Source organism: Allopusillimonas soli (genome assembly GCF_004153445.1).
In the GTDB taxonomy this organism is placed as follows: domain Bacteria; phylum Pseudomonadota; class Gammaproteobacteria; order Burkholderiales; family Burkholderiaceae_B; genus Allopusillimonas; species Allopusillimonas soli.
In genome coordinates, this window is record NZ_SDQC01000003.1 from 503,491 (window position 1) to 529,698 (window position 26,208).

Below are 26,208 nucleotides of genomic sequence, written 5' to 3' on the forward strand. Positions count from 1 at the left end.
CCGCCCTGCACAGGGGATAACCCTAGGGCGAGCAGACCTTGACCATGGGATCATCCAGCAGCGGATAGCGCGAATCGGGCTGAAGCTCATAGTGCCACCACTCAGTGGGAATCGAATGAAAGCCCGCCTGCAGCATGATGCCAAGCAACAGGCTGCGATTGCGCTGGACTGTGGCGGGCAGATCGTCGCGATCATGGTGAGATTGTTCCTGCATCGCATCGAAATGCGTGCCCATGTCCAGGTCACGGCCTTGTTCATCGATCAGCGTGACATCCACCGCAATACCGCGTGTGTGATTGGAACCTTTTGACGCATCGGACACATAGCGAGGGTCCGGACAGAGTGCCCAGAATACATCCTGGGCCGCAGCTGGACGATAAGCATCGAATATCTTCAAGGTATAGCCTGCCCTGCGCGCGGCCAGCGCCGCCTTCAACAGACAGGCCGCCGCATCCGGATGCAGGGCGCAGCAGGCCGAGGCATAAATCCGCCTGCCGGTAAAGTTGTGGGTGCCGGCATAGGCCAGGTCTATCTCCACGGGATAGGCTGGCGCAGTGATCTCGACCAGGGAAGACTGGATCGCAGGTGCTGTGGCGTGCATGGTCATGGCCTCCTTGAGGCCAGATATCTTAGCAGCAACGTCCTGTCTTCTACCGAGACGTGCTCGATATCAGTGCAAGGCCCATCCTATGCTCTATCTGCTTAACGGCTGGAGCCATCACGGTCAATCCGCCATGTTGACTCTACACGGCCATTGCGGACGCCAACGATGCACTCGTGAAGACTGACGGTGGGATCGCAGTGCCCAGGAATCAGCATCACTTTGTCACCTAATGCCAAGTTCCGCGCACCATGCGCCGTATCCATGACCAACACCGCATGCTCGTCGGAGGCGCCAATCACTGTCGCATCCCGCAGGCCATGGACTTTTGGCATGCCCTTCTCGACACTAAACGACTTAAGCCCCGCATCGAGAATCGCCCTTCCTGGTACCGCAGCGACACTCATGACGGAAGCGAGAACGAACAGGCTATGATTGAAATCCGAATACGGCCCGCCATCGGCACCCTCTATCGCACCATATTCAGCATCCATAAAAATATAGGATCCGGCCTGAAGCTCATTCCACGGCCCGGCGGCTGACTCGAATGGATAGGTGCCAGTACCCGCGCCTGCCACAATCTCGCAGCTGATGCCGTTCTCGGAAAGCAGATCAACAGTGGATTGAACCTGCTGGGCGGCATGCTCCACTGCCGCTTTGCGGGCCTCATATGTGCGCAAGTGCTGAGCGGCGCCCTGATAGGCCTGCAAGCCTCGAAAACGCAAGGCAGGTGCTGCCTCAATATATGCCGCTAACTCACACGCCGGAACACCGGGCGCCACGCCACAGCGCTTCATACCGACATCGACTTCCACCAAAGCGCCCAGTTCAACACCCTGCGCAGCGGCGATGCGCGAGGCCATGTCAACCTGTTTTCTATCGTCAAAGCACAATGCAATGTCAGCCTGCCGGGCAAGATGCGCCAGTCTGACCAGCTTCGCCTCCGATACGATCTGGTTTGTAATAATAATATTGCGCACGCCAGCCTTGATCAGCGCCTCTGCTTCGCCAACTTTCTGACAACACTGACCGACAGCTCCCAGTTGGATTTGCTTGAGCGCAATGTCCGCGCAGCGATGTGTTTTGGCGTGAGGCCTGAGCCGCAGGCCTTTCTTGCGCACGAAATCTGCCATTGTTTTTAAGTTTTTCTCGAATGCGTCCAGATCTACGACCAGTGCTGGCGTATCTATATCGTGAAACGCATCGCCGATGTTGGCAGGTAATGATGACATGAGAGTTTTGCACTTACCATGAAGAAACTAATGTACAAACGAAGCCGACGAAAGCCGGCTTCCCTGGGCAGCACGAACAGTTTTATTTAGGACCACTAAGCTGGTATGGCCGCTGGGGTGGCGGATTTACCTTGAAGTACTTCTGATACAGATCCTTGTAGTCGAGGTATGAATAGCCCGATGTCAACTCGGACACGAACCCATCAAGAAACTGCTTCCAAGCCAGCTCCCCCATCTTGTATGCAATTCCGTAGTTCTGGAATCCGCTGAATAACTCGGGCACGACCCGAATCTCAGGGTTGTTCGCTGCATACCACATGCCGATCGGCAGGTCGACGAGGAACGCTTGTACCCGTCCTGAACGTAAGGCGAGGAACTGCTGATCCACCGTCTCGAAGCTCGCAACCTTCGCACTGGGGACTTCCCGCTTCATTAAATCGACTTGTTCGGGAACCGTCAGAGTCGCGATTGTCACATCAGCAGTGTCAATATCTTGCAAACTCTGAATCGTAGAGTCCTTGCGCACCACGGCGGTCATACCGCTGTCAAAATAGCGTGGCGTGAAGCCTACCCGGGTTAGACGCCCCGGCGTAATCGTGGCGAACTGCGCGACCATATCAACCTGATCGTTCTGTAATGCAGACCATCGCGCCTCATTGCTTAGCAGCTCAAACTTGACCTTATCGGGGTTGCCAAATAATGCTTTCGCTATCAAACGGCTTACATCAATATCGAATCCCGTCAATTCCCCCTTTCCGTCCTTGAATCCAAACGGCGGCGTAGTGCTTGTTGTTCCGACAATCAAGTATCCTCGCTTGAGCACATCCTGCAACTTGTCCGCGTTCGCCTGCAATGGAAGCATTAGCCCCGCCGCCACCATCAATGCCAGCGCGGGTCGAACCATCCTCCGAATAAACATAGTCTCCTCCTCTCGCAAATTAACGGCCCCTTATCTCTTATAAGGAGGCCTCCTTACCCGCCATCACGCCCTGTGCATGAAAGCGTGCCAAAAATCTTTTCAATTGTTCAGTCGAAGGGCGCACAAGAACCTCCCGCGGGTCGCCTTGTTCCACAACGCGGCCACCTTCCAGAAAAATCACTTCATCGGCTACGTCATGAGCAAAATGCATTTCATGAGTGACGCAAACCATCGTCAAGCCTTCGCGCTTTAAATCCCGAACCACCTCCAGTACTTCGCCAACCAGTTCTGGATCCAATGCAGACGTTATTTCATCCAGAAGCAGCACCTGCGGACGCATTGCGAGCGCTCTTGCAATGGCAACCCGCTGTTGTTGCCCTCCGGAAAGAAATACGGGGTACTGGTCTTTCTTGTCCGCAAGGCCAACCTGCTCCAGCAGATTCATGGCAATGGTCCGGGACTCTTCCACGCCCTTCTTCAGTATCTTGCGCGGGCCACACATGACGTTCTGCAATACCGTCATATGCGGGAACAAGTTGAACTGCTGAAACACCATACCGATGTGTTGCCGCGCCTGCGCTTGTTCCCGGCTGCTCCATCGCCTCCATTTCCCGTCCGCCAAGCGCTCACCACCCAGGCTGCGTCCGTCCACCTCGATCTCGCCACTATCCCAATGCTCAAGCAGGTTCAGGCAGCGCAACATCGTGCTTTTCCCCGAACCACTTCGCCCAAGTAATACGGCCGTTTTCCCTCTCGGCACATCAAAGCTCAAGCCTTGAAGGACCTCTACGCCGCCAAAGGATTTGGTAATGTTTCGGACAGATATCATGTCTAATGCGCTCTTGATCAGGAGGGCTGGGCACGGTTGAGCCGTAAAGAAAGGAAATGCGCCGCCCGGACTAAGGAATAGCAGATGATGAAGTAGAGAACGAGCGCCACGAGAAAGAACGTGAACGGCGCCATGTTTCGCATGACTAGCTCATTGGTAGCCAACGTGAGCTCCCAGACACCGATGATCGAGACGATGGAGGTGCATTTGATGATAATGGCCGCCAGGTTCATGAGTGCCGGAATGGCAATGCGAACCATTTGAGGCAAGAGCACAATCATCTGAATTTTCCAAGTGGTCATACCCAACGCCTTGCCGCTTTCCGCCTGCCCGCGTGGAATGGTTTTCAACGCTCCCCGAAAAATCTCTGCCGCAAATGCGGCGAAGAATATGGATAACGCTGCAGACCCAGCCACAAACTTATCCACATGTATATTGAGCATCGGCAATGTGTAGTATGTGAGCAGCACAAACACCAGCACAGGAACGCCACGAATCGCCTCAACAAGAACGCGAATGAGTACGGCCGCCCAGCGTCCGCCCAGGATGCTGATCTCTGCGAGAATAAAGCCCAGAAGAAAAGCCGCCACAATCGCGAGTAATGACAGCAACAACGTCTGCCCCAATGCGTCGGCAAGAATAGGCATCGAATCAATGACCATGCTCATCATTTTCATCACCTTGCAATTGCCGCGCGCCGTTCGAAACGCACGCCCAACCGGCTCAAGAGCCAGGAAAGAATCGAGTAACACACAGCTATCGCAATGAAGGGCTCAAAGCTGGAGGCGGAACGTTGCGCAATGACCTTGGCAGTCATGGTGAGGTCAACCAGGGATATGGCTGCCCCCAACGATGTGTCATGCACCAGGATGATCAATGCACTGATCAGCGCGGGCACGGATGCAGAGAACGCCTGGGGGAAACGCACAATTCGGAAGATAGCAAAAGGTCGCATGCCCAGAGCCTGAGCAGCCTCCAACTGCGACCGGGGCACGGCCAAGAACCCCCCACGCATGATTTCGGACACAAACACCGAATGCTGCATGACAAGTACAATCACCATGCAGGCAAAGGTGGGAATCAAGAACCCCAACATCGGCAGCCCAAAATACACAAGATACAGGGTGACAAGCAGCGGCGTATTTCGCATCAACTCAACATAGCCGGTCAATAAGTTGCCGAGCACCCCTCGTGTCTTCAAGCGAACAACTGCCAGGATCAACCCGATTAACAGACTGAGCACACCCGCCATGATTGATAACAAGAATGTCAGCCATAGGCCACTCAGCAGCGCCCCCCAACTACTTTCTATCAATGACCAGTTAAAAGACAAGGCCGTTCTCCATATGCGTTTCGTGCATTCAGCAACGAACGGATTGACTTATTTTTGTGAATTACCTATTGTGCAATTACTATACCGTCCAGACTGTATAGTAATTTAAGCTGATCGTAATTAGGGAATTCCCTGAATCCTTCGAAGGCAGGATATGAGCCAACCGCAGAAAAACAAACGGGGGCGTCCGAGCGCCCGGGACAAAATACTAGACGCAGCGCTGGACGTTATCTCGGAAGTAGGGACAACAGGCCTTACGCTGGATGCCGTTGCATCACGCTGCGGGATAAGCAAGGGCGGCCTGTTGTATCACTTCCCGTTCAAAGAGCAGCTGCTGTATGCGGCTAATGAACAGCTAGTCCGCCGTCGCTTGGCCGCCCGCGCAGTAGAGGAAGCGATATTGCCCGACACGCCGTCGCGCGAGCTGAAAGCCTACGTAATGGCTTCGGTCAACAACAGGTCCGGAAATGATTTCATCAGCACACGAATGTTGGCCGTTGGCTCTCTCGCCGATGAATCTGCGGAGCCTATTCGCCAATATTTCAAAGACAGATTCCCGCCTTTTGAAGAGAAAGTCGGCTTCGATCGCGCTGCCCTGGTGCATGTGGCGACCGAAGGCCTATGGTTCATGGAAATGCTCCATCTTTCGCCTTTCTCTCCGGAGCAGCGTGAACGCCTGGTCCATTCCATTTTGGCTTTGGCAGATGCAGATGGCAAACAAGCCGACAAGAACACGCGTCACACGAAAACCGGACCATCCGTCAAGAAATATAAAAACAGGGCAAAGGAAACAGATCATGGCAACTGATTTTGGCCGTGCACACATGGTGTCTTTCCTAGACAAGGGAATGCCCGCAAGCCTGCAACCCATTCCCATAGAGCAGCTGGGCGCTCAGGGATGGAATCTATTGCGCGGAGATCTTCCCCTGCCCGCCGCCATACTCAAGCAGTCAGCGCTGGCTCATAATAGCGATTGGATGCGCCGCTTCCTTGACGCCACCGGCACACACATTGCGCCGCATGGCAAAACCACCATGAGTCCGGAGCTGTTCGACCTACAACTGCGGGATGGCGCTTGGGCGATTACAGTCGCCACATCGCATCAACTTCAAGTCGTGCAGAAGCTGGGGTACAAGCGAATCGTAATGGCAAATCAGCTTGTGGGCGCCCAGTCCGTCCAGTTCATATTGGAAGCATTGCAACAAGACCCAGAACTTGATTTCTACAGCTTGGTCGACTCAATCGAAGTCGTAGCGGGTTTGGCAGATGTGGCTCGCCGAATGTGTATCGGCAGGCCATTGAAAGTACTGCTGGAAGGCGGATACTTGGGAGGAAGAACGGGATGTCGGAATTTGGCGGAAGCACTACAAGTGGCTCGTGCTGTCAAAGCCAACAGCCCTTTTCTCGCATTGGCTGGAGTAGAGGGGTTCGAAGGATTAATTAAATCGCCTACAGCAGCCTCGACCGAACAGAAGGTGCGCTGCTTCTTGGCTTACCTGGTTGATATTGCTCGGAACTGCGCACATGAAGAACTTTTCGAAGCAGACCCAGTCATTCTCAGTGCGGGCGGTTCGCATTACTATGATCTGGCCTGTCAGGCATTCGCCGATTTGGATATCGGCATGCCCCTGCTCAAGTTGGTTCGTAGCGGCTGTTATCTCACTCATGATTCAAGCCTGTACACAGCAAGTCACGAGCTATTCCGAAAGCGCAATCCCGATACGGAGAAGTTAGGCCCGGGGCTGCAGCCAGCGATTGAAGTCTGGGCATACGTACAATCCAAGCCCGAGGCCGGCGTATTGTTTGCCACGATGGGCAAGAGGGACGTAACGGCTTCTCCCTTGCCTACGCCGCTTTATTGGTTCCGCCCAGACGGCCGGTCCACAAAACCAAATGTAATGCCTGGCGCTCACGCTGTTACCGAACTCAACGATCAACACGCAAAGCTGACCGTTCCGGCTGACACACCGTTGGCGATAGGAGATATGGTGGGCTTCGGAATAGGCCACCCTTGCCTTACGTTTGATAAATGGAGAGTCATCCCCGTCGTGAATGATGACTATGACGTTATCAGCGCCATTCACACCTACTTTTGATGCGAGAGCCAAGCAAGCTCTTCAGAGCGTGGCTTCAGTACCCAGAATATTCGTGACTTGGCTGGACAGTACGCCGCCGTTGCCATGGCACAGCGCAACCTGTGCGTTCTCAACCTGCCGCGCGCCGCATTCGCCGCGCAACTGGCGCACTGCCTCAACGAGCGTGAACATACCGTACATGCCCGGATGCGTGCAAGACAGGCCGCCGCCATTCGTATTCACAGGCAGGTGTCCGCCTGGCGCGATGGCACCGCTGGCCGCCAGCGGGCCGCCTTCGCCCTTCTTGCAGAAACCCAGGTCCTCGAGAAACAGAATGGGATTGATGGTAAAGGCGTCGTACAGCTCAAGCACATCGATGTCGGCCGGCTGCATACCTGCCATCGCGAAGGCACGCGCACCGGATTCTCGGGCCGCGGTCTCGGTCAGATCGGCCATGGCCATGATGTTCATATGTGTGGTGGCAGCCGCCGCACCCAGAAGATATGCGGGTTTCGTGGGAAAATCACGGGCCCGGTCGGCGGACACCATGACCAGCGCGGCACCGCCGTCAGTCACGAGGCAGCAGTCGCGTACGGTGAGCGGGCTGGACACCATACGCGTGTTCAGCACATCTTCTATGCTCAATGGACCCTGCATGAATGCATCAGGATTCATATTGGCCCACTGACGCGCAGCCACGGCCACCGCTGCAAGCTGCTCCCGCGTGGTGCCATACTGATACATGTGCCTGGATGCCGCCAAGGCATACGATGTTGCCGGAAATATTGGTTTGTAGGGAGCTTCGAACGGAAAAGGTTTCACCGAGGAAATCAGCTTGCCGCTGCTGGATCGCTGGTTGCTGCCGTAGTAGATAAGCGCCGTTTCGCATAGGCCCGCCTGGATGGCCATGGCTGCCGCAAGCGTGTATGACAGGAAGGACGACCCTCCGGTACGATTGTTATCGGTGATCTTCGGATGGATACCCAGCGTCTCGGCAATCAATAGCCCCGACAACTGGTTGCTGTCGCCGGGCAGACAGCCATACAGGGCATCGACATCCTTGGTCTTCAATCCGGCTTCGGCAAGCGCTTTGTAGCTCGCCTCGATAGCAATATCTTCCGACGTGCGCCCCGGCGACTCGCCCAATCCGGCCAGGGCCACGCCCACAATGGCGGTCTTGCCTCGCAAACTGCCGGCCATGTTCTCTCCTTCCACTGTTAACCGTCCACTGGCACGAATACCACGCAGGGCTCGGCGCCCTGTGCATCTATCGTGGCTTGCACTCTCATGCCTATCTTCACCGCCTGCGCGTCGACGCCGTCAACGCGTGACATCATGCGCGGCCCCTCTTCCAGATCGACCAGCACCACGTTGTATGGCCCACCCTTTTCCGCTCGGCGATTCACGACACTGACCGCATAGACCGTGCCCCGCCCAGATGGAACGACCCATGACAGAGAAATACTGCCGCAGTGCGGACAGGTCAGGCGCGGATAGAACACGTGCAGACCGCAGCCGGCACAATGCTGGATGCGAAACACGCCCTGCTCGAGATGCTGCAGATAAGCCTCGAAGGGGCCCGGTCCCGAGAATGCGTCGGCTTGAGTTTCAGTGTTCATGCTCCACTCCTTCTGCGTGTGCGGCAGCGTCACGGAACAAGCCGCCATCGGATCACGACTTGTTCCAGCCCAGCCTGACGGCACCGTCGCCATCAGGCTTTCCGACGCACAATCAGCGCATCGACAGCCATGATTTTGCCTCCCGAGCAGATCAGCGGATTGACATCCATTTCGGATATCCGAGACTGCTGGTCCGAGACCAACTCCGAAAGCCGGCAAACAATGTCCGCAAGTCCGTCCAGGTCAACCGGCTCCGAACCGCGAAATCCACCCAGCGCCGCCTTTCCCTTCAGACGGCCCAGCATTCCCAGCGCCTCGCCATGATTCACGGGCGCAAGCTCCAATACCGTATCCTTCAACAATTCGACCATGATGCCACCCAGGCCCACGACAATAACCGGGCCAAAAAGCGGGTCGATTTTCGCCCCCACCATGATTTCCGTGCCGGCTCGCACCATGGGCTGGACAAGCACACCCTGTATGCGTGGCATGGGCGTGACGCGCCGCGCGTTTTCCATGATCGCTTCGAAAGCCGCACGCACGTCCTGCTCGTTTTCCAGATTCAGGCGTACGACGCCGGCATCAGTCTTATGCAGGATATCGGGCGACTCCACTTTCATCACCACGGGATATCCCAGTTCGGTGGCGCTGGCCGCCGCCGCATCGGCGCTCTGTACCAGTCTATCCTCCACCACAGGAACGCCATATCGCTTCAACACCTGCTTGGCCTCGCGCTCCGTGAGAACATCGCTTCCGGCATCGGCAAGCAGCCGCATCGCGGCGGCCTCGGCGCCCGAGTCAGCCAGACGCGGCACCGTGCGGGCCGGCATGCTCAGTCTGCTTTCCCGCTCATTCCATGCCGCCAGCGCGGCAAAGCATCGGTCCATGGAGCGAAACAATGCCACATGATCATCCGCCTCCATTTCCAGCACGCCCGGCCCCTCCAGCCACTCGGTCAGCCATATGGCGCAGGCAATCTTGCGCTGACGCCTCGCTGCGGCGCTGAACACGGCCAGCCGCCCCGCCGCCAGCGCATAGGACAGCGGTTGTGGCACCACCAGCGCGCCAAAGGTGTCATCGTCCATCAGGGCATCGACGCACACTTGCAGGCTTTCCGCCGACGAAATCACCTGCGCCGTCACGTCACACGGATTCCGAGGCGAACCAAACTCCGGGACGATCTGTTCAAGCACCTCACGCGTGGCCGGCAAGGGCTGCGGCAACGGCACACGATGCCGTTCCGCCTTATCCGCCGCCATGATGCAGGCGCCACCCGATGTCGCCACCACCGCCACGCCGGGCGCGGCCGGCCGGCCGGCCTTTGCGAAAAAGGCCGCCGACTCGACGAGCGCCTCGAAGTCCTCCACCATGATGATGCCCGCGCGTCTGAACGCAGCCTGATAGGCGGCGTTCGAGCCCGCCAGCGAACCGGTATGCGACATGGCGGCTTCAGCGCCTTGCGCGCCGGTAGCCATTTTGTATATCACCACCGGCTTGCCCGCATCGCGCGCGATTTCCGCAGCCTCAATGAGCCGGTGCGGATCAGACATCCCTTCAAATACACAGGCAATGACCCGGCAGCCCGGATCATCGGCAAGGAAGCTGATTTCATCCGCCACATCCACATCGCAGGCATTGCCGCAGGTAAGCATGTGGCTGAATGAAATGCCGCGCTCGCTGGCCTGGGAAAGCGCGAACCCGAGCGCGCCCGATTGGCTTACCAGACCTATCGCCTCCCGGCGCGGCTTGGGAAGCGGGCCTTCAGGCACCGCAATGAAGCTCGCGTGAAAGCCTATCGTGTGATTCAGGATGCCGATGCAATTGGGCCCGAGAATACGCATGCCCGACTCGCGGGCTATGCCAGTTAGCGCGGCCTGCTGCTCCGCACGGCCAGCCTTGCCGGTTTCGCTATAACCGGAGGAATAGATTATGACGCCGCCAACCCCGCAATCAGCGCATTCGCGCACCAGCGGTTCCACTCCTTCCCGGGGAAGCGCAATGACCACGCAGTCCGGCGTCTCGGGCAGGGCCCTGATGGACGGGTAGCAGGGCCTGGCGCCGATACGGTCGTATTTTGCATTGACCGCATGGACCCGGCCAGTGAATCCCGAGTTTTCAATGATGTCCAGCGTCCGGGACCCAAAGGCACTGGCTTTGGGCGAGACACCCACGATGGCGACGGATCGCGGAGCGAACAGGCGTTCCAGTTCGGTGCGTCGATATACTTTGCGGCGATTTGCGCTCATTGCGCCCTGCTCTCCCCAAATTTTGAATGAATGATCAACGCATCAGGCGCGGGAGCACCAACGCGATATCCGGAAATGCAATCAACAGTCCCAGCAGCACAAAGATGGGCAGCATGAAAAGCAGCGCACCTTTGTAGATGCTGCCCATGGAAAGGCTGGGGTTCACGCCCTTGAGCACAAAGCAACCCATGCCGACCGGCGGGCTGATGAGCGCCATTTCAATCATGATCACGACTATCACGCCAAACCAGATCAGGTCGAAGCCCAATGCATGAAGCATGGGCAGGAAGATGGGTATGGTGATTACCACCATGGCCAGTGCATCCATGATGGCACCCAGAAAAACGTAGATGGCCAGAATGACCAGCAGAATCATGATGGGATCGACATCCAGCCCGTTGATGAAGGTGGCTAGATTGGCCGGCAGGCGCGTAATGGCCAGAAAGTAATTGAGTATGAATGCGCCCAGCATGATCGCAAACAGAAAGGATGTGATCTTGATCGTGTTGTGCAGACTGGTGGCGAAGTTGCGCCAGGTCATGCGTCTTCGTATCCAGGCAATCACCAGCGCGCCGAGGGCGCCGAAGCCTGCCGCCTCGGTAGGGCTCAGCAAGCCGGCATACATGCCGCCGATCACGATCACGAACAGCACCGCTATCCACACAATAGAGCGCAACGCACTGATGCGTTCGCGCCAGGAACTGCGCTCGACCGCGGGGCCCAGGCTGGGCCGCACCAGCACCGCGCAATACACCGTGGCCATGTACAGCAGGGTCAGAAGCACGCCGGGCAATATCCCGGCAATCAGTAACTTGCCGATCGACTCTTCCGTCAGAATGCCGTAAATGATGAAGGCCGTGCTCGGCGGAATAAGAATGCCCAGCGTGCCGCCCGCAACAACCGAGCCACTGGACAGCGAATCCGAATACCCTGCCTTCTGCATTTCCTTGGATGCCACGATGCCAATGGTGGCCGTGCTGGCGATGCTGGAGCCGCAGGCAGCCGCGAAGATCGCCGAAGCGCCCACCGTGGTCAGGGCCAAGCCGCCACGTATCGCACCCAGCCATTTTCGGAAAACAGAGAAAAGATCGGCGCTGATGCCCGAGATGAATATCAGCTCGCTCATCAGCACGAACATCGGAATGGTCGTCAGTGCATAGCTGTAGCTGTGGTTCCAGATTACCGTGTTGAGTATCGTGCTGGTGGGCGTCCAGCCGCGCAGGTACCAGGTTCCCACGATGCCCGGCACAGCCATGGCTATGGCGATCGGGACACGCAGAAACATCAGCACAAACATCGACACCACGCCAATTACACCGATGACTTCCACTGGCAGCGTCATGCGTGTCCCCCGTTCCTGATCGAAACGACACCTTCGCGCGCGTTGCGCAGAATCTCGGGCACGCGCAGAACGGCTTGTAATGCCCACAGCCAGAAGCCGAACCCGATGATGAGCTTGAAAGGCCAGAGAGGAATGGACAAATAGTCTGTCGAGCGCGGGCGAACCGTCAAATACTCGACCGCCACGGTCAGATTGACCCACCCTATCACCGCGCATGCCGCGCAGATCAGAGCGACCGCAACCAGATCCAGCGCGGCCTGCCAGCGCGGCGGCATATGATCGACAAGTAGTCCCACCGTGACGTGACTTTGAACTTGCTCTGTGTAGGCCAACCCCAGCATCACGAGGGTTCCCATCGTGAGCTGTATTACCTCCACATCCGCGGGCAGGGGTGTACCGAGCGCCCGTGCAACAACCGCGCAGGCAATGACCAGCATCATGAGCACCGCCACAATGGAGGCGCCCCACTTGTATGCCGCCGTGGCCGCATCAACAAAAACACGAATCTTGCTCATTGAACAGGCGTAAACGTAGAGGACAACCCTCGCCAGGCAAGGGTGTCGCGGTTTTTCGGTACTGTCGTCACTTGCAGCGTGTTGCCTGACAGCGGGTCAGAACGGCGGCGTAACCCCGTTTTCCTTCAGGATGGACTTGAAATTGGACAGCATCTTCTCGCCATCCATGCCGCGCTTATCGGCCTCGGCAACCCAGTCGTCCCAGGCCTGCTTGGTTGGTGCGATAAAGCGGGCGCGTTCCTCGTCGGACAGCGTGATGAACTCGCCCTTGCCTTTGGACTTGAACACGGCTTCCATCTTCTGGGTGGACGTGACCACACCATCTTCATAGACGGTGGCAATCAAGTCGATGAGGGCGGGATCCAACTCCTCGTCAAACAGCTTCTTCAAGTCATCCGGCAAGGATTCATAGAAATCCTTGTTCATGATCATGTTGACCACTATGGTGGGCGTGTTCAGTCGGGTCACGTAGGGCGCCACCTCGTGATACTTCCAACCCAGCGCACCGGCAAGCGAGTAATGCATGGCATCGATGGTGCCCCGATCCAGCGCGGTATATGCATCTTCCGGCTGCATGGGCGTGGGAACGGCATTCCACTCCTTGGCAATGGGCACCCAGGTTTTGCCGGGCGCCCGCATGCGCAGCCCCTTCATGTCGTCGAATGTGCGTACGGGCTTTGTGCTGATAATGACATAAGGATCAGACACACCGACGCCCATGTTCTTGACGCCCAGCTTGTCGAAGATATCCTGACTGTACTTCTGGGCATACGCAGTCATTACCTTGGCACCCACCTTGCTGCCAGGCAGCGCGAACGGCAGTTCCCCCACGAGCAGCTGAAAATAAGGCGTATCGTAGTAGTAAGTCGGAATCGAATAACCCACGTGATAGACGCCGCCGCGCACATCATCCAGCACGGAGCGTGATCCACCCAGTACGCCGCCGTGATATAGATTGACCTTCACCCGCCCGTTCGTTTTTTCCTCCACGAGCTTCTTCCAGGGTTCGAATGCGCCCACCGACACGGCGGCGGTGCTTGCCAGCCAGTTGTTGAACTCCAGCTGGATCGGCTTCTCGGCATGAGCGGCAGGGGCCATGCTCAATGCAACAATCGAGCCCAGAACAAGGGCATTGATGGACATACGCATGCTTCTGTCTCCCTTTTATTATTGATGCGCGTTTATCTTACCCGAGGCATTGCGGCATTGATTAATGGCGGCCGATATTATTTTTTTCTTCTCTGATACTCAAAGCATATTGGTTCGCAGAGCGAATGGGATGCCCTGCCAGGCTGTAGCGATCAGGCTAGTTCGCAACGCCGGAACGATAGGCTTCGCGCTGCCCTGCGACTTGGTGGGCTTATGCCGTCGTAGCTGCCGCCACGGCGTCCGCGCCTGCTGGCATGCGTATCTGCGTAGACCGGTCAGTGACAGCACGCCATGTGGCTTCGGCCACATCTTCTACTCGGGTGGTAAGCCCGTCTTTGCTGGCCATTTCAGCCAATGCGCGTTGCGTGAAGCCGGCGTAGGCGCCGTGATCCATGCCTTGTATCCGATTTCCTGCCTTGGCGTTGTCGCCGAATCGAGTGTCAGGCGCGCGGCCCGGCTAGCACTGTTGATCTGGGCTAGCAGCTCTAGGTGGAGGCTGATCCCCTGTTTGCCCGGTAAGGGCTCTTGGGGCGATCCACTACCGCATCATGGGCGAAGTCGTCCAAGCTATCGCTATCCCCGTCAGTCAAAAAGAACCTATTCGATTTGGGTATCGTCGCACTCAGCCATGGCCGTAGCAGCGTGAGGTAATCCGAGTCGCGAAAGGCGGCGTTCAATCAGGAGGAAGTTAGCGGCGTCGGGGAGGGTTTTTTGAGTTGATTTGTACGGCAATTTGCCGTATTTTATCGGTAGGAGGATACCACTATGCCAGCAACCGCTTCTACTGCTCGTCTCGAAGCGCGAATCAGCACTGACTTGCATTCGATGCTCAAGCGCGCCGCTGAGATTCAAGGTCGCACCATGACCGATTTCGTGGTGAATGCTGTCCAAGACGCCGCACAACGCGCCATTGAGCACGATACTGTCATCCGGTTGTCGATGGCCGATCAAGAATCCTTTGCACAGGCGCTGTTGTCCCCGCCCAAGCAAACACCGGCCTTGAAACGTGCTTTTGCTCGTCGCAGCAAACTACTGCGTGCTGAATGAGCATTTCGCCATTCCGCATTGCTTTGCTGGATACCAAGCATGATCGCGCCGCATTCAACAGCGATTCGCTGCCTTTGAACCGATACTTGCTGTCCCAGGCGTCTCAGGACGTTCGCCGTCGCGTGGCCGCTTGCTATGTGACACTGACCGATGAGCAGCGTATCGCAGGCTACTACACACTGGCGTCGGCAAGCATCCCATTATCTGACCTTCCTGCCCGTATCGGTAAAAAGCTGCCGCGCTATCCCACCGTGCCTGCGGTTCGCATGGGCCGCTTGGCGGTCGATCAGGCTTCCAAGGGGCTGGGGCTAGGCGGTGCCCTGCTGGCAGATGCGCTCGACCGTGCAGCCCGAGCCGAGATTGCGGCTTTCGCCATGATGGTGGATGCTAAAGATGACGTCGCCGCAGCCTTCTATCGGCATCATGGCTTCATTGCTTTGCATGATTCGCCTCTGACACTGTTCCTGCCACTGGCCACAGTCCGAAATTATTGACATACACACTGTACTTGCAACGGTCATCCCTGATCATGTTGATCCGCCGGAACCAGTGCTGGATAAGCAGCCAAAATAGCCTCAAGCGCCGCCTTCACATCCTCGCCCTGGCGAATGTGCTCCGCGAATAAAAGTAATGCCGTTGCCTCACAACCCCGTCCAATCGCTTGCTACATCATCGTGCGTGCAGACTGTATAGCGTGGTAGCCCACAAGGGAACGCCATCACGCGTCAGCATGGGGAAACGCTCCCCATCTTGTTTAACCCCTATTACGACACGATACGATGCTGCTGACATATGTTTAAGGCCCTGTCCTTCCAATAAGACAGAACCCTAAAAAATATGTCGTTTACATTGCAAATGCAGTACGCCTTACCAAAATTTAGGCGGTTTAGCCAATTTACATAGTCAAAAGAAAAAACCCAGTAACTTCAACGAGCTACTGGGTTTTGTTGACACTCAAGAGAGTGGTAAGCCTTAGAACGGAATATCATCATCCATGTCCGCCAGGTTGGCCGGCGCGGCCTGCTGCTGGCTGGGGCGCTGCTGCTGTTGAGGCGCGGGGCGTTGGCTGCGTTGGGGTGCCGAACCCTGGCTGCTGTAGTCGCCGCCCATGCTGGCGTCGCCGCTGTCGCGCCCGCCCAGCATCTGCATCTGATCGGCAACGATATCCGTGCTGTAGCGGTCGGCGCCGGTTTCCTTGTCCTGCCACTTGCGGGTCTTGAGCCGACCTTCGACGTATACCGAACGGCCCTTGCGCAGATATTCGCCTGCGATTTCAGCCAGGCGGTTGTAGAACACCACACGATGCCATTCGGTTTCTTCGCGGCGCTCGCCCGTGGCCTTGTCCTTCCATTGGGAGGTGGTGGCCAGGGAAATATTGCAGATGGCCGCGCCGTCGGGGCTGTAACGGACTTCGGGGTCTCGGCCGAGGTTGCCGACCAGAATGACTTTGTTGACAGAGGCCATGATATGCACCTTTGGAAATATGGATTGAATCGAGTTTGGCCCGTCGCCTTTTCGAGGCGGCAAGGCCGGAATTTGCACTAAAAGCCATTATCGACTATCACGCCATGCCTGTCACCAGCGCGGCGGATAAGCCTTCGCAAAAGCGTCCACTCACCTGCCCCGCATGGCGCAACCCGCCTCAGCTTTGCGGCTTGAAGCCGCGAGCCGTCAGGAACCAGATAAAGGCCAGCGCAGATGAGAGCAGGAATACCGTGGAAGTACGGCCTCCCGAAGCCAGCAGCCCGCCAATGGCGCCTCCCATGAAGACGCCCAAGGCCTGAGCCGTATTGTAGAAGCCCAGCGCCAAGCCCTTGTAATCGGGGGGCGCAACGCGGGACACCAGCGAAGGTTGCAAGGCTTCAAGAATATTGAAGGCAATGAAAAAGCCCACCAGCATTACAACCAGGGGGATGAAACTGTGGCTGGCCAGAGGCATCAGCGCCAGCACGACGACGAGCGCGGCCACCGACACCTCCAGCGCCACTTTGTGTGCCCGACGCGTCTCGGTGTAGAACACCGCCGGCACCATGAGCACGAAGGACATCAGGATGACGGGAAGATAGACCTCCCAGAGTTGGGCCGACTTATACCCGCCCAGATATTCAAGCAGGCCTGGGGCCACGACAAAAAGCGACATCAGGATGAAGTGCAAGCAAAACACACCGAAATTCAGGCGCAGCAGGTCGGCGTGGCCAAGCACGTCCCGGGCGCGGGCCTGGGCCATGCTCGCTCGGGCCATGGGGACGGCCGGCACCACAAAAGCGGCAATGAGCAGGCAGATGAAGCCAAGCAGACTGATGGCCCAGAACAGGCCGGACAGACCGAACTCCCCCACCAACACCGGCGATAGCACCAGGGAGGCGGCGAAGGAGATGCCAATGGAGCCGCCGACCATGGCCATGGCCCTGGTGCGCACTTCAGGACGGGTGGCGTCGGCCACCCAGGCCGTGATGGCGGCTGAAACGGCTCCCAGCCCCTGGATGATTCGCCCCACCAGCACCCAGTCGATATCGCGCGCCAGAGCACAGATGATGCCGCCAACGATGAACAGGACCATACCCGCAACGATAACGGGACGCCGCCCCCAGCGGTCAGACGCCATGCCCAACGGAATCTGCATGACCGCCTGGGTCAGCCCGTAGGCACCCAGCGCCAGGCCCACACGGGCGGCATCGTTGCCGCCAGGCAAGGTTTGCGCTACGACAGCGAAAACCGGGGTAAGCAGAAACAGCCCCAGCATGCGCGCGGCGAAGAGAATGGCCAGCATGACACTGGCGCGACGCTCGGTCGGGGTCAGCTTAAGCCTGGCCCGGGAGGCGCCAGCGGACGAGGAGGTATGCGTAGTCATAAGAATGGCTTCATTAAACCATATCGATATGTCGTGCGGGCACGGAACAGGTGGGCGCGTTATAGTAACAAGTTGGCTTTTGAAAAGACCTGGAACTCTACAGTTTATGGAAGCGATACGCATCCGCGGCGCCCGGACACACAATCTGAAAAACATCTCCGTCGATCTGCCCCGCCACAAGCTGGTGGTGGTGACGGGGCTGTCGGGGTCGGGAAAGTCTTCGCTAGCCTTCGACACGCTTTATGCGGAAGGGCAGCGGCGCTATGTGGAAAGCCTGTCCGCCTACGCCCGCCAATTCCTGCAGCTCATGGACAAGCCCGATGTCGATCTCATCGAAGGCCTGTCGCCTGCCATTTCCATAGAGCAGAAATCCGCGGGCCACAATCCGCGCTCCACGGTGGGCACGATTACCGAAATCCACGACTATCTACGTCTACTCTATGCCCGCGTGGGCACGCCTTATTGCCCCGACCATGGCCTGCCGCTGGAAGCCCAGAGTGTCAGCCAGATGGTCGACAAGGTGCTGGCCCTGGCCCCGGAAACACGGCTGGCGGTGCTTGCGCCTATTGCGCGGGCGCGCAAGGGCAGCTTCGAGGAAGATATTGTCAGCCTCCAGGCACAAGGTTTTGTGCGCCTGCGCGTCGACGGACAAATGGTATCCATCGACGACATGGCACCGCTGAAGAAAACCGAGAAGCATGATGTGGATGTCGTGGTCGATCGTTTGCGCATTCGGCCAGAAAGCCAGCAGCGATTGGCCGAAAGCTTTGAAACCGCGCTCAAGCTGGCCGACGGCCGCGCCCTGGCCCTCAATATGGACAGCGGCGAAACCTACCCTTTCTCCAGCCGCTATGCGTGCCCCGTCTGCCACTACAGCCTAAGCGAACTCGAGCCGCGACTGTTCAGTTTCAACAATCCTGTCGGCGCCTGCCCGACTTGTGACGGCCTGGGCTCGGTGGAAGCATTCGACCCCAAGCGCGTGGTCGCTTTCCCCGAACTCAGCCTGGCCAGCGGCGCCGTCAGCGGCTGGGACCGCCGAAATGCCTTCACGCACACGCTGCTTACCAGTCTGGCGGCGCACTATCAATTCGATCTGGACACACCCTTCGAGGACTTGCCCGCCGAGATCCGCGAGCGCGTGCTCTATGGCTCGGGCAACGAGGAGATCTCTTTCCTGTACCTGAACGAAAAGGGGCGTACCACAGTCAAGAAACATCCCTTCGAGGGCATCCTGCCCAATCTCGAGCGGCGCTGGCGCGAAACGGATTCGTCCGCCGTGCGCGAGGAGCTCGGCAAATATCGTCAGGTAAAAGTATGCCCCGATTGCCACGGTTCACGGCTGCGTCCCGAGGCGCGCCATGTGCTGCTGGGGGGAGGGCCGCGTGACGCAGAGGACGGCGAGGCCGGTGGTCAGGGCCGCGCCATCTACGAAATCGAGGCGCTGTCGCTGTCCGCCTGCCTGGCCTGGTTTCGCAATCTGACCCTGGCCGGTGCAAAAAAAGAGATAGCCCAGCGCATCGTGCGTGAAATCGAAGCGCGCCTTGAGTTCCTGAATAATGTCGGCCTGAATTATCTGTCGCTGGACCGCAGCGCCGACACCATCTCCGGCGGCGAGGCCCAGCGCATCCGGCTGGCCAGCCAGATCGGCTCCGGACTGACCGGCGTCATGTACGTGCTTGACGAACCTTCGATAGGCCTGCACCAGCGGGACAATGATCGCCTGATCCACACGCTGCAGCACCTGCGCGACCTGGGAAACAGCGTCATCGTTGTCGAGCACGATGAGGACATGATACGGAACGCCGACTTTGTGCTCGACATGGGTCCGGGCGCGGGTGAGCATGGAGGCCATATCGTTGCCCAGGGAACGCCGGACGATCTCGCGGCGAACGCGCAATCGCTCACCGGGCAATACCTGAGCGGCACGAAACGCATTGCCATACCGGCGCGCCGCGCCGTCACGCGAGACCAGGACTGGTTGCGGCTAAAGGGCGCGCGCGGCAACAATCTCCGTCATGTCGACCTGGAAATTCCGGCGGGCCGGCTGATATGCATCACCGGCGTCTCCGGCTCGGGCAAATCCACGCTGGTCAATGACACGCTGGCCACCGCCGTGGCGCAGAAGTTGCATCGCGCCCAGACCCAGCCCGCTCCTTTCGACAGTCTCGAAGGGCTGGAGCATTTCGACAAGATCATCGATGTCGATCAAAGTCCCATCGGGCGCACCCCACGGAGCAATCCGGCCACGTATACCGGCATGTTCACGCCCATCCGCGAACTGTTCGCGGGTGTGCCTGAAGCCCGCACGCGTGGCTACGATCCGGGCCGCTTCTCCTTCAACGTCAAGGGCGGCCGCTGCGAAGCCTGTCAGGGCGACGGCGTGGTGAAGGTGGAAATGCATTTTCTGCCCGATATGTATGTGCCCTGCGATGTCTGTGGCGGCAAGCGCTACAACCGCGAGACGCTGGAAATACGCTATCGGGGCCGCAATATCAGCCAGGTGCTTGACCTTACCGTGGAGCAGGCGCTGGACTACTTCGATGCGGTGCCCTCAGTGTCGCGCAAGCTGCATACGCTGATGGACGTGGGGCTTTCCTATTTGCGCCTGGGCCAGAGCGCCACCACACTGTCCGGCGGCGAGGCCCAGCGGGTGAAGCTGTCGCTGGAGCTATCCAAGCGCAGCACGGGCCGCACGCTGTATATCCTGGACGAACCCACCACAGGCCTGCACTTCCAGGACATCGCCCTGCTGCTGGATGTGCTGCGCAAATTGGTCGACGGCGGCAATACCGTGGTCATCATCGAGCACAATTTGGATGTCATCAAGACAGCGGACTGGATCATAGACCTGGGGCCGGAGGGCGGCGACGGCGGTGGGCGCATCGTTGCGCAAGGCACGCCGGAGGATGTGGCCCAGGTACGGGAAAGCTACACCGGCCGCTATCTGAAGCCTTTGCTGGCACTGGCCGCCGGCGCGGCCTGAAGCAGCGGTCTATCCGCCCGCGTCGCTTCCCATGCGAAATAGCTGGGCATGTTCCCGTATGGCAAAACGGTCTGTCATGCTGGCGATGTAATCGGCAATTGCGCGCGCCTGGGCAGTCGCATCGTCGCGGCGATACTGGGCGGACAGCAGGCGCGGCTCGTTCAGGAATGCCGTGAACAAGTCGCGCACTATGGTTCTCGCTTTGGTTGTCATGCGCATGACACGATAATGGCGGTATAGATTCTGGTGCAGGAATGTCTTGAGCGCATCGGCCTGGCGCCGCATACTGGGCGAGAACGAAGCCAGGGCGGGCGCGGCCCTCACGTCGTCGACCTTGCGGGGCTCGTGGGCTCGGATATTGGCCAGCGTGGTTTCAGTCAGGTCGATGACCAGTGTGTTGATCATGGCGCGCACCACTTCCGCCACCAGCCGGCGCTGGTCGATGTTGCGGTATTTGCGCCGCACCTGCGCATGATGCGTGGCAAAGAGCTCCAGCACCTGCAGCTGTTCGATGGAAATCAGCCCTGACCGCAGACCGTCGTCGACATCATGGTTGTTGTAGGCGATTTCATCCGCAAGATTGGCGATTTGGGCTTCCAGCGAAGGCTGGGTGCGGTTGATGAAACGCACTCCGACATCGCCAAGCATTCGCGCATGCTTGGCCGAACAGTGCTTAAGAATGCCTTCGCGGGTTTCGAAACACAGGTTCAGGCCGTCGAAGGCCGCGTAGCGCTCTTCAAGCTCGTCCACCACTCTCAGGCTCTGAAGGTTGTGCTCGAAGCCGCCGGCCTTGGGCGCCAGCTCGCGCAGGCAGGCATTCAGCTCATCCTGTCCCGCGTGGCCGAAAGGCGTGTGGCCAAGATCGTGTGCCAGGGAAATGGCTTCGATGAGATCTTCGTGCAAGCCCAGGTTGCGCGCCACGGAGCGCGCAATCTGCGCGACCTCGAGGCTGTGGGTAAGTCGGGTACGAAACAGGTCTCCTTCGTGATTGACGAATACCTGCGTCTTGTATTCAAGCAGCCTGAACGCGTTGCAATGAATGATGCGGTCGCGGTCGCGCTGAAAGGCATCGCGCCCCACCGGCGGCGGCTCGTCGTGGCGGCGCCCCCGCGTCGCCTCGGGATGGCAGGCATAGACGGCCAGCGTGCTCATGCCTGGCCTCAGGCTGGCGCCGCCGCGGCCAGCGCCAGCACCTGCCGCAGTGCATCGTCAGGCACCCCCTGCACCCTGGCCTCGCCAAGCGCCGGCAACAGGACGAAGCGCAACTGCCCCCCTTCTGTCTTCTTGTCCACCTGCATCAGATCCAGCCAGCGTTGCAGGCCAAGATCGGGCGGCTGCACAGGGCAGCCAATGGCCTGTACCAATGCGCGGACCCGGGCGGTGTCTGCATCCGGCAGGCCCAGCACAAGGGCGGACAGCAGCGCCGCCTGTATCATGCCGCATCCCACCGCTTCGCCGTGCAGCCATGTGCCGTAGCCCAGGCCGGACTCGATGGCATGCCCGAAGGTGTGGCCCAGATTGAGAATGGCGCGCAACCCCGATTCGCGCTCATCGCGCGACACGACCAGCGCCTTGAGCTCGCAGGAGCGCCGGACGGCGTGGCTGACGGCGTCGGGATCCAGCGCGCGCAGGGCGGCGGCGTTGTCCTCGCACCAGTCGAAAAAGGGGCGATCGATGATCAGGCCGTACTTGATGACCTCGGCCAGGCCCGCTGAGATTTCACGCGAAGGCAGGGTATCCAGTACATCCGTGTCGATCTCGACCGCGATCGGCTGATAGAACGCGCCTATCATGTTCTTGCCCAAGGGGTGATTGATGGCGGTCTTGCCTCCCACCGACGAGTCGACTTGAGCCAGCAGCGTTGTAGGCACCTGCACGAACCGCACGCCCCGCATGTAGCTGGCGGCAGCGAAACCGCACATATCCCCGATGACGCCTCCGCCCAGCGCCACCAACACCGCCTTGCGGTCCAGCCGGCTGGACAGCAGGCCATCGAAGATGAGGTTCAGCGTCTGCCAGTCTTTATGGGCCTCACCATCGGGCAGCTCGATGCGCAGGATCCGCTTGCCGGAGCGGGCCAGCGCCCCCTCGGCGCGTTCGCCGTACAGGCGGCCCACCACCGTATTGGTGACCACAGCGATAGCGGTGGCGTCTTCGGGGATGCTGTCCGCGAGTGCATCCAGGCGGCCCGGTCCGATGTGTATGGGGTAATGGCCGCCCGGCGTCTCGACCTGTACGGTATTCATTGTGGTTTTTCCTGTTGTTCGTAGTGCCGCAGGCGCGGAAGCAGGTCGCGAGCAAGCTGCATGACGTGGGCCGAGCCGGTGTCCACGGTGAGGCGGGCAATGCTTTCGTACAAGGGTTCACGCTGGTCCAGAAGCGCGCGGATGCGCGCCTGCGGATCGGGCGTCTGCAGCAGCGGGCGGCTGCGGTCGCGCGCTACCCGGCGAAACAGCTCCTCGGCTGTGGCGCGCAAATACAACACCAGGCCGCGCTCGGACAGCATGCGCCGGTTTTCCTCGGCCAGCACGGCGCCCCCGCCCGTGGCCAGAATGATGCCCTGGCGCCGAGAGCATTCGTCCAACAGCGCAGTCTCCCTGCGGCGGAACCCTTCCTCGCCTTCTATGTCGAAGATGAGCGCCACCCGAACGCCGCAGCGTGCTTCCAGCTCATGATCCAGGTCGATGAACTGCCTGTTCAGCATGCGGGCCAGGTGCCTGCCTATGGTCGTCTTGCCAGCGCCCATCATGCCCACAAGGAACACCGGCGCGGTGCTGGCAGCCTCGGCGGCGCCAGCACTGTCGGCAGTCTGCAAGTCGGGTGCGGCAGGTAAAGACTGATTCATTTGTGTATTATCCCACTTGCTAAGCGCCCAACCTGACCATTCTGCATTACTCGGTTACATAAACCTGATGCGCAAATCATAGTCTGATCGCGGTTAGACTTAAAATCGCTCCTGATGAGTTCTTCTACCACTTCCAAAAAAAGCACCGGCCACTCCCATTCGTGGATTTCCCGATTCATGCTCAAAGTCGTCATTTTCATGGCAGGCCTGGGCTTGTGCGGAGCCCTGCTCGGCACGCTGGCGCTGGCGCTGGCCTGGCCCAACCTGCCCGACCTGAGCGCCATGATCGACTACCGGCCACGTATACCCTTGCGCATTTATACGGCCGACAAGGTGTTGATTGGGGAGTTCGGCGAAGAGCGGCGCAACGTGCTGCGCTTCAATGAAATTCCCGATGTCATGAAATCGGCCATTCTATCAGCCGAGGACGACAACTTTTACCAGCATGGCGGCATCGACTGGTCTGGCGTAGCCCGTGCCGTGGTGGCCAACATCACCCACATGTCCAAGTCGCAGGGCGCCAGTACCATCACGATGCAGGTGGCCCGCAATTTCTACCTGTCTTCCGAAAAGACCTACACCCGCAAGTTCTACGAACTGCTGCTCACGTTCAAGATCGAGGCCACGCTCACCAAGAATGAAATCCTCGATCTCTACATGAACCAGATTTACCTGGGGCACCGCGCCTACGGCTTTGCCGCCGCCAGCCGCACCTACTTCGGCAAGCCCCTGGGCGAAATCACGCCGGCCGAGGCAGCCATGCTGGCCGGCATCCCCAAGGCGCCTTCACGCTTCAACCCCATTGCCAATTTCGACCGGGCAAAGGCGCGCCAGCTTTATGTGCTGGGCCGCATGCACAATCTGGGCTACCTGAACGACGAGGAATACGAGCAGGCCAAGAATCAAGAGATCATCATCAAGTCCGCGCCGGGCACGCCCACCGGCGGATATTCCATCCATGGCTACTATGTGGCTGAAATGGCACGTCAACTGTTGTACTCGGTTTACCAGGACAACATCTATTCACGCGGCTTCAACATCTATACAACAATCGACTCCAAGCGCCAGGAAGCCGCCTATGAGGCGCTGCGCGACGGCATTCTCGACTACACCCGTCGCGCGATCTATCCAGGCCCCGAAGAAACCATAGACCTGCCTGACGACATCGAACAGCACCCCGAGCAACTCGATGCGCTGCTGGACGGCCTGCAGGAGAAGTATCCCGACAGCGATGACGTGCTCACTGGCATCGTGCTGCAGGCCAGCCCCTCCAAGGTCATCGTGGCACGCACCTCCAGCCAGATCATCGAGGTCACGGACAAGGACGCGCTCAAGATCGTGGCACGCGGCCTGGGCAAGAACGCCAAGGACAAGTACCGCATCTCGCGCGGCTCGGTAGTGTATGTGCACAAGGAAGGCGATCACTGGGAAGTCGTCAACATGCCCACCGTGCAGGCGGCGTTTGTGTCGCTGCGGCCGCAGGATGGCGCCATTCAGGCGCTGGTTGGCGGTTTCGACTTCCAGGAGGGCAAGTTCAACCGCGCCACGCAAGCCTGGCGCCAGCCAGGCTCGTCCTTCAAGCCTTTCATCTATGCTTCGGCGCTGGAGCGCGGCCTCACGCCCGCTACTCAGATATCCGACGAACCCTTCGTGCTGACCGCCGAACAAACAGGTTCCAAGGCCTGGCGGCCCAAGAATTACGGCAACAGGTACGAACCCATGCTCACCATGCGCCAAGGGCTATACAAGTCCAAGAACATGGTGTCCATACGCATTCTGCAGGCGGTGGGGCCGAAATACGTGCAGGACTACATCACACGGTTCGGCTTCGACCGGGCCCGCCAGCCTGCCGTGCTGCCGCTGGCGCTTGGCGCCGGCAGCGTCACGCCGCTGCAATTGGCCGGCGCCTACGCGGTCTTTGCCAACGGTGGCTATCGGGTGCCGCCCTATCTCATCGACCATGTCACAGACAGCACCGGCAAGGTCATCATGCAGGCCAAGCCCACGGTGGCAGGTGATGCCGCCGCGCGCGTACTCGACCCGCGCACGGCCTACGTCATGAACGACATGCTGCGTGGCGTCGCCACCTATGGCACGGCGGCACGGGTGCACCGCGCACTGGGCCGCAATGATGTCGGCGGTAAAACCGGCACCACGAACGACTCCAACGACGCCTGGTTTGCCGGATTCACCCCCAAACTGGTGGGCGTAGCCTGGATGGGCTTCGATCAGCCCAAGTCGCTGGGCGACAGCGAGACCGGCGGTGGCGCGGCCTTGCCCATCTGGCTGGGCTACATGAAAGTCGCCCTGAAGGATCAGGCCGAGACGCCCCCTGGGCCCATGCCCGACGGCCTGTCGCGCATCGATGGCGATTTCTACTTCGACGAGTATCCGCCAGGCAAGGCCGTCGCACGGGTCGGCCTGCCCGCGCCCTCCGACGTACCGGTCGACGGCGGCGGCGCAGACAGCATTGCCGATCTGCTCAACCGCATCACCGGCGGGGGCGGGGGGAATGCAGGCCAGTACACGCCGGCCAAGCCGGAACCCGTCCCGTTCTAGATCCCTCCCGGCAAGGCAGCACCGTGTCGCCCAGTCCATTCGCGGACTGGGCTTTTTCATGCG

24 protein-coding genes are annotated in these 26,208 nt (G+C 59.1%); 6 read left to right on the top strand and 18 right to left on the bottom strand.

Features of this window, described 5'->3' with window-relative positions:
* Positions 1–22: 22 nt before the first annotated feature.
* The 6 genes from ddpX to ERD78_RS12250 form a co-directional block, all read right to left on the bottom strand.
* Positions 23–601, bottom strand: coding sequence for a D-alanyl-D-alanine dipeptidase (ddpX, locus tag ERD78_RS12225; RefSeq protein ID WP_129969564.1), 579 nt, complete (start codon positions 599–601; stop codon positions 23–25).
* A gap of 101 nt (positions 602–702) precedes the next feature.
* Positions 703–1,833, bottom strand: coding sequence for a DSD1 family PLP-dependent enzyme (locus tag ERD78_RS12230; RefSeq protein WP_129969565.1), 1,131 nt, complete (start codon positions 1,831–1,833; stop codon positions 703–705).
* Between the two features lie 82 nt (positions 1,834–1,915).
* Entirely contained in the window at positions 1,916–2,752 is an 837-nt protein-coding gene (locus tag ERD78_RS12235; protein ID WP_129969566.1) for a transporter substrate-binding domain-containing protein, read from the bottom strand.
* 37 nt (positions 2,753–2,789) lie between these two features.
* The gene (locus ERD78_RS12240) at positions 2,790–3,524 is read right to left on the bottom strand and encodes an amino acid ABC transporter ATP-binding protein (protein ID WP_306669781.1); all 735 of its coding nucleotides are present in this window, start codon (positions 3,522–3,524) and stop codon (positions 2,790–2,792) included.
* A 74-nt stretch (positions 3,525–3,598) separates the two neighbouring features.
* Entirely contained in the window at positions 3,599–4,252 is a 654-nt protein-coding gene (locus ERD78_RS12245; RefSeq protein WP_167668920.1) for an amino acid ABC transporter permease, read from the bottom strand.
* Between the two features lie 5 nt (positions 4,253–4,257).
* Positions 4,258–4,914, bottom strand: a complete 657-nt coding sequence (locus ERD78_RS12250) for an amino acid ABC transporter permease (RefSeq protein ID WP_167668921.1) — start codon at positions 4,912–4,914, stop codon at positions 4,258–4,260.
* Positions 4,915–5,068: 154 nt separating this feature from the next.
* Here ERD78_RS12250 and ERD78_RS12255 point away from each other — a divergent pair, with 154 nt between their 5' ends.
* Together ERD78_RS12255 and ERD78_RS12260 are read left to right on the top strand one after the other, a co-directional pair.
* Positions 5,069–5,722 (top strand): TetR/AcrR family transcriptional regulator, encoded by a 654-nt coding sequence (locus ERD78_RS12255; protein WP_129969570.1) that lies wholly within the window; start codon positions 5,069–5,071, stop codon positions 5,720–5,722.
* Positions 5,712–7,010 carry an amino acid deaminase gene (locus tag ERD78_RS12260; protein WP_129969571.1) on the top strand — a complete coding sequence of 433 codons (1,299 nt, stop codon included), beginning with the start codon at positions 5,712–5,714 and terminating at the stop codon, positions 7,008–7,010. Before ERD78_RS12255 ends, ERD78_RS12260 begins: the two co-directional genes overlap by 11 nt.
* Before the next feature lie 21 nt (positions 7,011–7,031).
* Here ERD78_RS12260 and ERD78_RS12265 read toward each other — a convergent pair whose 3' ends face one another.
* The 7 genes from ERD78_RS12265 to ERD78_RS12295 all read right to left on the bottom strand — a co-directional run bounded on the left by ERD78_RS12265 (position 7,032) and on the right by ERD78_RS12295 (position 14,254).
* Positions 7,032–8,189, bottom strand: coding sequence for a thiolase (locus ERD78_RS12265; RefSeq protein WP_129969572.1), 1,158 nt, complete (start codon positions 8,187–8,189; stop codon positions 7,032–7,034).
* A 17-nt stretch (positions 8,190–8,206) separates the two neighbouring features.
* A complete protein-coding gene (locus ERD78_RS12270) occupies positions 8,207–8,608 on the bottom strand; it encodes a Zn-ribbon domain-containing OB-fold protein (protein WP_129969573.1) in 402 nt (133 codons plus the stop codon).
* 92 nt (positions 8,609–8,700) lie between these two features.
* Positions 8,701–10,854 carry an acetate--CoA ligase family protein gene (locus ERD78_RS12275; protein WP_129969574.1) on the bottom strand — a complete coding sequence of 718 codons (2,154 nt, stop codon included), beginning with the start codon at positions 10,852–10,854 and terminating at the stop codon, positions 8,701–8,703.
* 34 nt (positions 10,855–10,888) lie between these two features.
* Positions 10,889–12,196, bottom strand: a complete 1,308-nt coding sequence (locus ERD78_RS12280) for a TRAP transporter large permease (RefSeq protein ID WP_209019981.1) — start codon at positions 12,194–12,196, stop codon at positions 10,889–10,891.
* Positions 12,193–12,711: a TRAP transporter small permease subunit gene (locus tag ERD78_RS12285; protein WP_129969575.1), complete on the bottom strand. Its 519-nt coding sequence runs from the start codon at positions 12,709–12,711 to the stop codon at positions 12,193–12,195. The genes ERD78_RS12280 and ERD78_RS12285 overlap by 4 nt, the downstream gene beginning before the upstream one ends.
* Before the next feature lie 96 nt (positions 12,712–12,807).
* Positions 12,808–13,860: a TRAP transporter substrate-binding protein gene (locus tag ERD78_RS12290; protein WP_129969576.1), complete on the bottom strand. Its 1,053-nt coding sequence runs from the start codon at positions 13,858–13,860 to the stop codon at positions 12,808–12,810.
* A 211-nt stretch (positions 13,861–14,071) separates the two neighbouring features.
* Positions 14,072–14,254, bottom strand: coding sequence for a hypothetical protein (locus ERD78_RS12295; protein ID WP_129969577.1), 183 nt, complete (start codon positions 14,252–14,254; stop codon positions 14,072–14,074).
* A gap of 371 nt (positions 14,255–14,625) precedes the next feature.
* Here ERD78_RS12295 and ERD78_RS12300 point away from each other — a divergent pair, with 371 nt between their 5' ends.
* Both ERD78_RS12300 and ERD78_RS12305 read left to right on the top strand, forming a co-directional pair.
* Complete coding sequence (locus ERD78_RS12300; RefSeq protein ID WP_129969578.1) at positions 14,626–14,907, top strand: type II toxin-antitoxin system TacA family antitoxin; 282 nt, start codon at positions 14,626–14,628, stop codon at positions 14,905–14,907.
* Positions 14,904–15,401 (top strand): GNAT family N-acetyltransferase, encoded by a 498-nt coding sequence (locus tag ERD78_RS12305; RefSeq protein WP_129969579.1) that lies wholly within the window; start codon positions 14,904–14,906, stop codon positions 15,399–15,401. The genes ERD78_RS12300 and ERD78_RS12305 overlap by 4 nt, the downstream gene beginning before the upstream one ends.
* 478 nt (positions 15,402–15,879) lie before the next feature.
* Here the strand turns inward: ERD78_RS12305 and ssb are convergent, their stop codons facing one another.
* Positions 15,880–16,371, bottom strand: a complete 492-nt coding sequence (gene ssb, locus ERD78_RS12310) for a single-stranded DNA-binding protein (RefSeq protein WP_129969580.1) — start codon at positions 16,369–16,371, stop codon at positions 15,880–15,882.
* Between the two features lie 178 nt (positions 16,372–16,549).
* The gene (locus tag ERD78_RS12315; protein ID WP_129969581.1) at positions 16,550–17,758 is read right to left on the bottom strand and encodes an MFS transporter; all 1,209 of its coding nucleotides are present in this window, start codon (positions 17,756–17,758) and stop codon (positions 16,550–16,552) included.
* A 106-nt stretch (positions 17,759–17,864) separates the two neighbouring features.
* Between ERD78_RS12315 and uvrA the strand changes: the two genes are divergently transcribed.
* Complete coding sequence (gene uvrA, locus ERD78_RS12320; RefSeq protein WP_129969582.1) at positions 17,865–20,741, top strand: excinuclease ABC subunit UvrA; 2,877 nt, start codon at positions 17,865–17,867, stop codon at positions 20,739–20,741.
* A gap of 9 nt (positions 20,742–20,750) precedes the next feature.
* Here uvrA and ERD78_RS12325 read toward each other — a convergent pair whose 3' ends face one another.
* Genes ERD78_RS12325 through ERD78_RS12335 form a run of 3 tightly spaced genes read right to left on the bottom strand, consistent with a single transcriptional unit; the run spans position 20,751 to position 23,586 of the window.
* Entirely contained in the window at positions 20,751–21,893 is a 1,143-nt protein-coding gene (locus ERD78_RS12325) for a deoxyguanosinetriphosphate triphosphohydrolase (protein WP_129969583.1), read from the bottom strand.
* Positions 21,894–21,901: 8 nt separating this feature from the next.
* The gene (gene aroB, locus ERD78_RS12330) at positions 21,902–22,987 is read right to left on the bottom strand and encodes a 3-dehydroquinate synthase (RefSeq protein WP_129969584.1); all 1,086 of its coding nucleotides are present in this window, start codon (positions 22,985–22,987) and stop codon (positions 21,902–21,904) included.
* The gene (locus ERD78_RS12335) at positions 22,984–23,586 is read right to left on the bottom strand and encodes a shikimate kinase (RefSeq protein ID WP_129969585.1); all 603 of its coding nucleotides are present in this window, start codon (positions 23,584–23,586) and stop codon (positions 22,984–22,986) included. The genes aroB and ERD78_RS12335 overlap by 4 nt, the downstream gene beginning before the upstream one ends.
* A 114-nt stretch (positions 23,587–23,700) precedes the next feature.
* Here ERD78_RS12335 and ERD78_RS12340 point away from each other — a divergent pair, with 114 nt between their 5' ends.
* A complete protein-coding gene (locus tag ERD78_RS12340) occupies positions 23,701–26,145 on the top strand; it encodes a penicillin-binding protein 1A (protein ID WP_129969586.1) in 2,445 nt (814 codons plus the stop codon).
* Positions 26,146–26,208 lie beyond the last annotated feature (63 nt).

Coding starts and splice junctions, on each gene's coding strand:
- ddpX (WP_129969564.1), bottom strand. CDS start 601: ATGCACGCCACAGCACCTGCGATCCAGTCTTCCCTGGTCGAGATCACT.
- ERD78_RS12230 (WP_129969565.1), bottom strand. CDS start 1,833: ATGTCATCATTACCTGCCAACATCGGCGATGCGTTTCACGATATAGAT.
- ERD78_RS12235 (WP_129969566.1), bottom strand. CDS start 2,752: ATGTTTATTCGGAGGATGGTTCGACCCGCGCTGGCATTGATGGTGGCG.
- ERD78_RS12245 (WP_167668920.1), bottom strand. CDS start 4,252: ATGATGAGCATGGTCATTGATTCGATGCCTATTCTTGCCGACGCATTG.
- ERD78_RS12255 (WP_129969570.1), top strand. CDS start 5,069: ATGAGCCAACCGCAGAAAAACAAACGGGGGCGTCCGAGCGCCCGGGAC.
- ERD78_RS12260 (WP_129969571.1), top strand. CDS start 5,712: ATGGCAACTGATTTTGGCCGTGCACACATGGTGTCTTTCCTAGACAAG.
- ERD78_RS12265 (WP_129969572.1), bottom strand. CDS start 8,189: ATGGCCGGCAGTTTGCGAGGCAAGACCGCCATTGTGGGCGTGGCCCTG.
- ERD78_RS12270 (WP_129969573.1), bottom strand. CDS start 8,608: ATGAACACTGAAACTCAAGCCGACGCATTCTCGGGACCGGGCCCCTTC.
- ERD78_RS12275 (WP_129969574.1), bottom strand. CDS start 10,854: ATGAGCGCAAATCGCCGCAAAGTATATCGACGCACCGAACTGGAACGC.
- ERD78_RS12280 (WP_209019981.1), bottom strand. CDS start 12,196: ATGACGCTGCCAGTGGAAGTCATCGGTGTAATTGGCGTGGTGTCGATG.
- ERD78_RS12285 (WP_129969575.1), bottom strand. CDS start 12,711: ATGAGCAAGATTCGTGTTTTTGTTGATGCGGCCACGGCGGCATACAAG.
- ERD78_RS12290 (WP_129969576.1), bottom strand. CDS start 13,860: ATGCGTATGTCCATCAATGCCCTTGTTCTGGGCTCGATTGTTGCATTG.
- ERD78_RS12295 (WP_129969577.1), bottom strand. CDS start 14,254: ATGGATCACGGCGCCTACGCCGGCTTCACGCAACGCGCATTGGCTGAA.
- ERD78_RS12300 (WP_129969578.1), top strand. CDS start 14,626: ATGCCAGCAACCGCTTCTACTGCTCGTCTCGAAGCGCGAATCAGCACT.
- ERD78_RS12305 (WP_129969579.1), top strand. CDS start 14,904: ATGAGCATTTCGCCATTCCGCATTGCTTTGCTGGATACCAAGCATGAT.
- ssb (WP_129969580.1), bottom strand. CDS start 16,371: ATGGCCTCTGTCAACAAAGTCATTCTGGTCGGCAACCTCGGCCGAGAC.
- ERD78_RS12315 (WP_129969581.1), bottom strand. CDS start 17,758: ATGACTACGCATACCTCCTCGTCCGCTGGCGCCTCCCGGGCCAGGCTT.
- uvrA (WP_129969582.1), top strand. CDS start 17,865: ATGGAAGCGATACGCATCCGCGGCGCCCGGACACACAATCTGAAAAAC.
- ERD78_RS12325 (WP_129969583.1), bottom strand. CDS start 21,893: ATGAGCACGCTGGCCGTCTATGCCTGCCATCCCGAGGCGACGCGGGGG.
- aroB (WP_129969584.1), bottom strand. CDS start 22,987: ATGAATACCGTACAGGTCGAGACGCCGGGCGGCCATTACCCCATACAC.
- ERD78_RS12335 (WP_129969585.1), bottom strand. CDS start 23,586: ATGAATCAGTCTTTACCTGCCGCACCCGACTTGCAGACTGCCGACAGT.
- ERD78_RS12340 (WP_129969586.1), top strand. CDS start 23,701: ATGAGTTCTTCTACCACTTCCAAAAAAAGCACCGGCCACTCCCATTCG.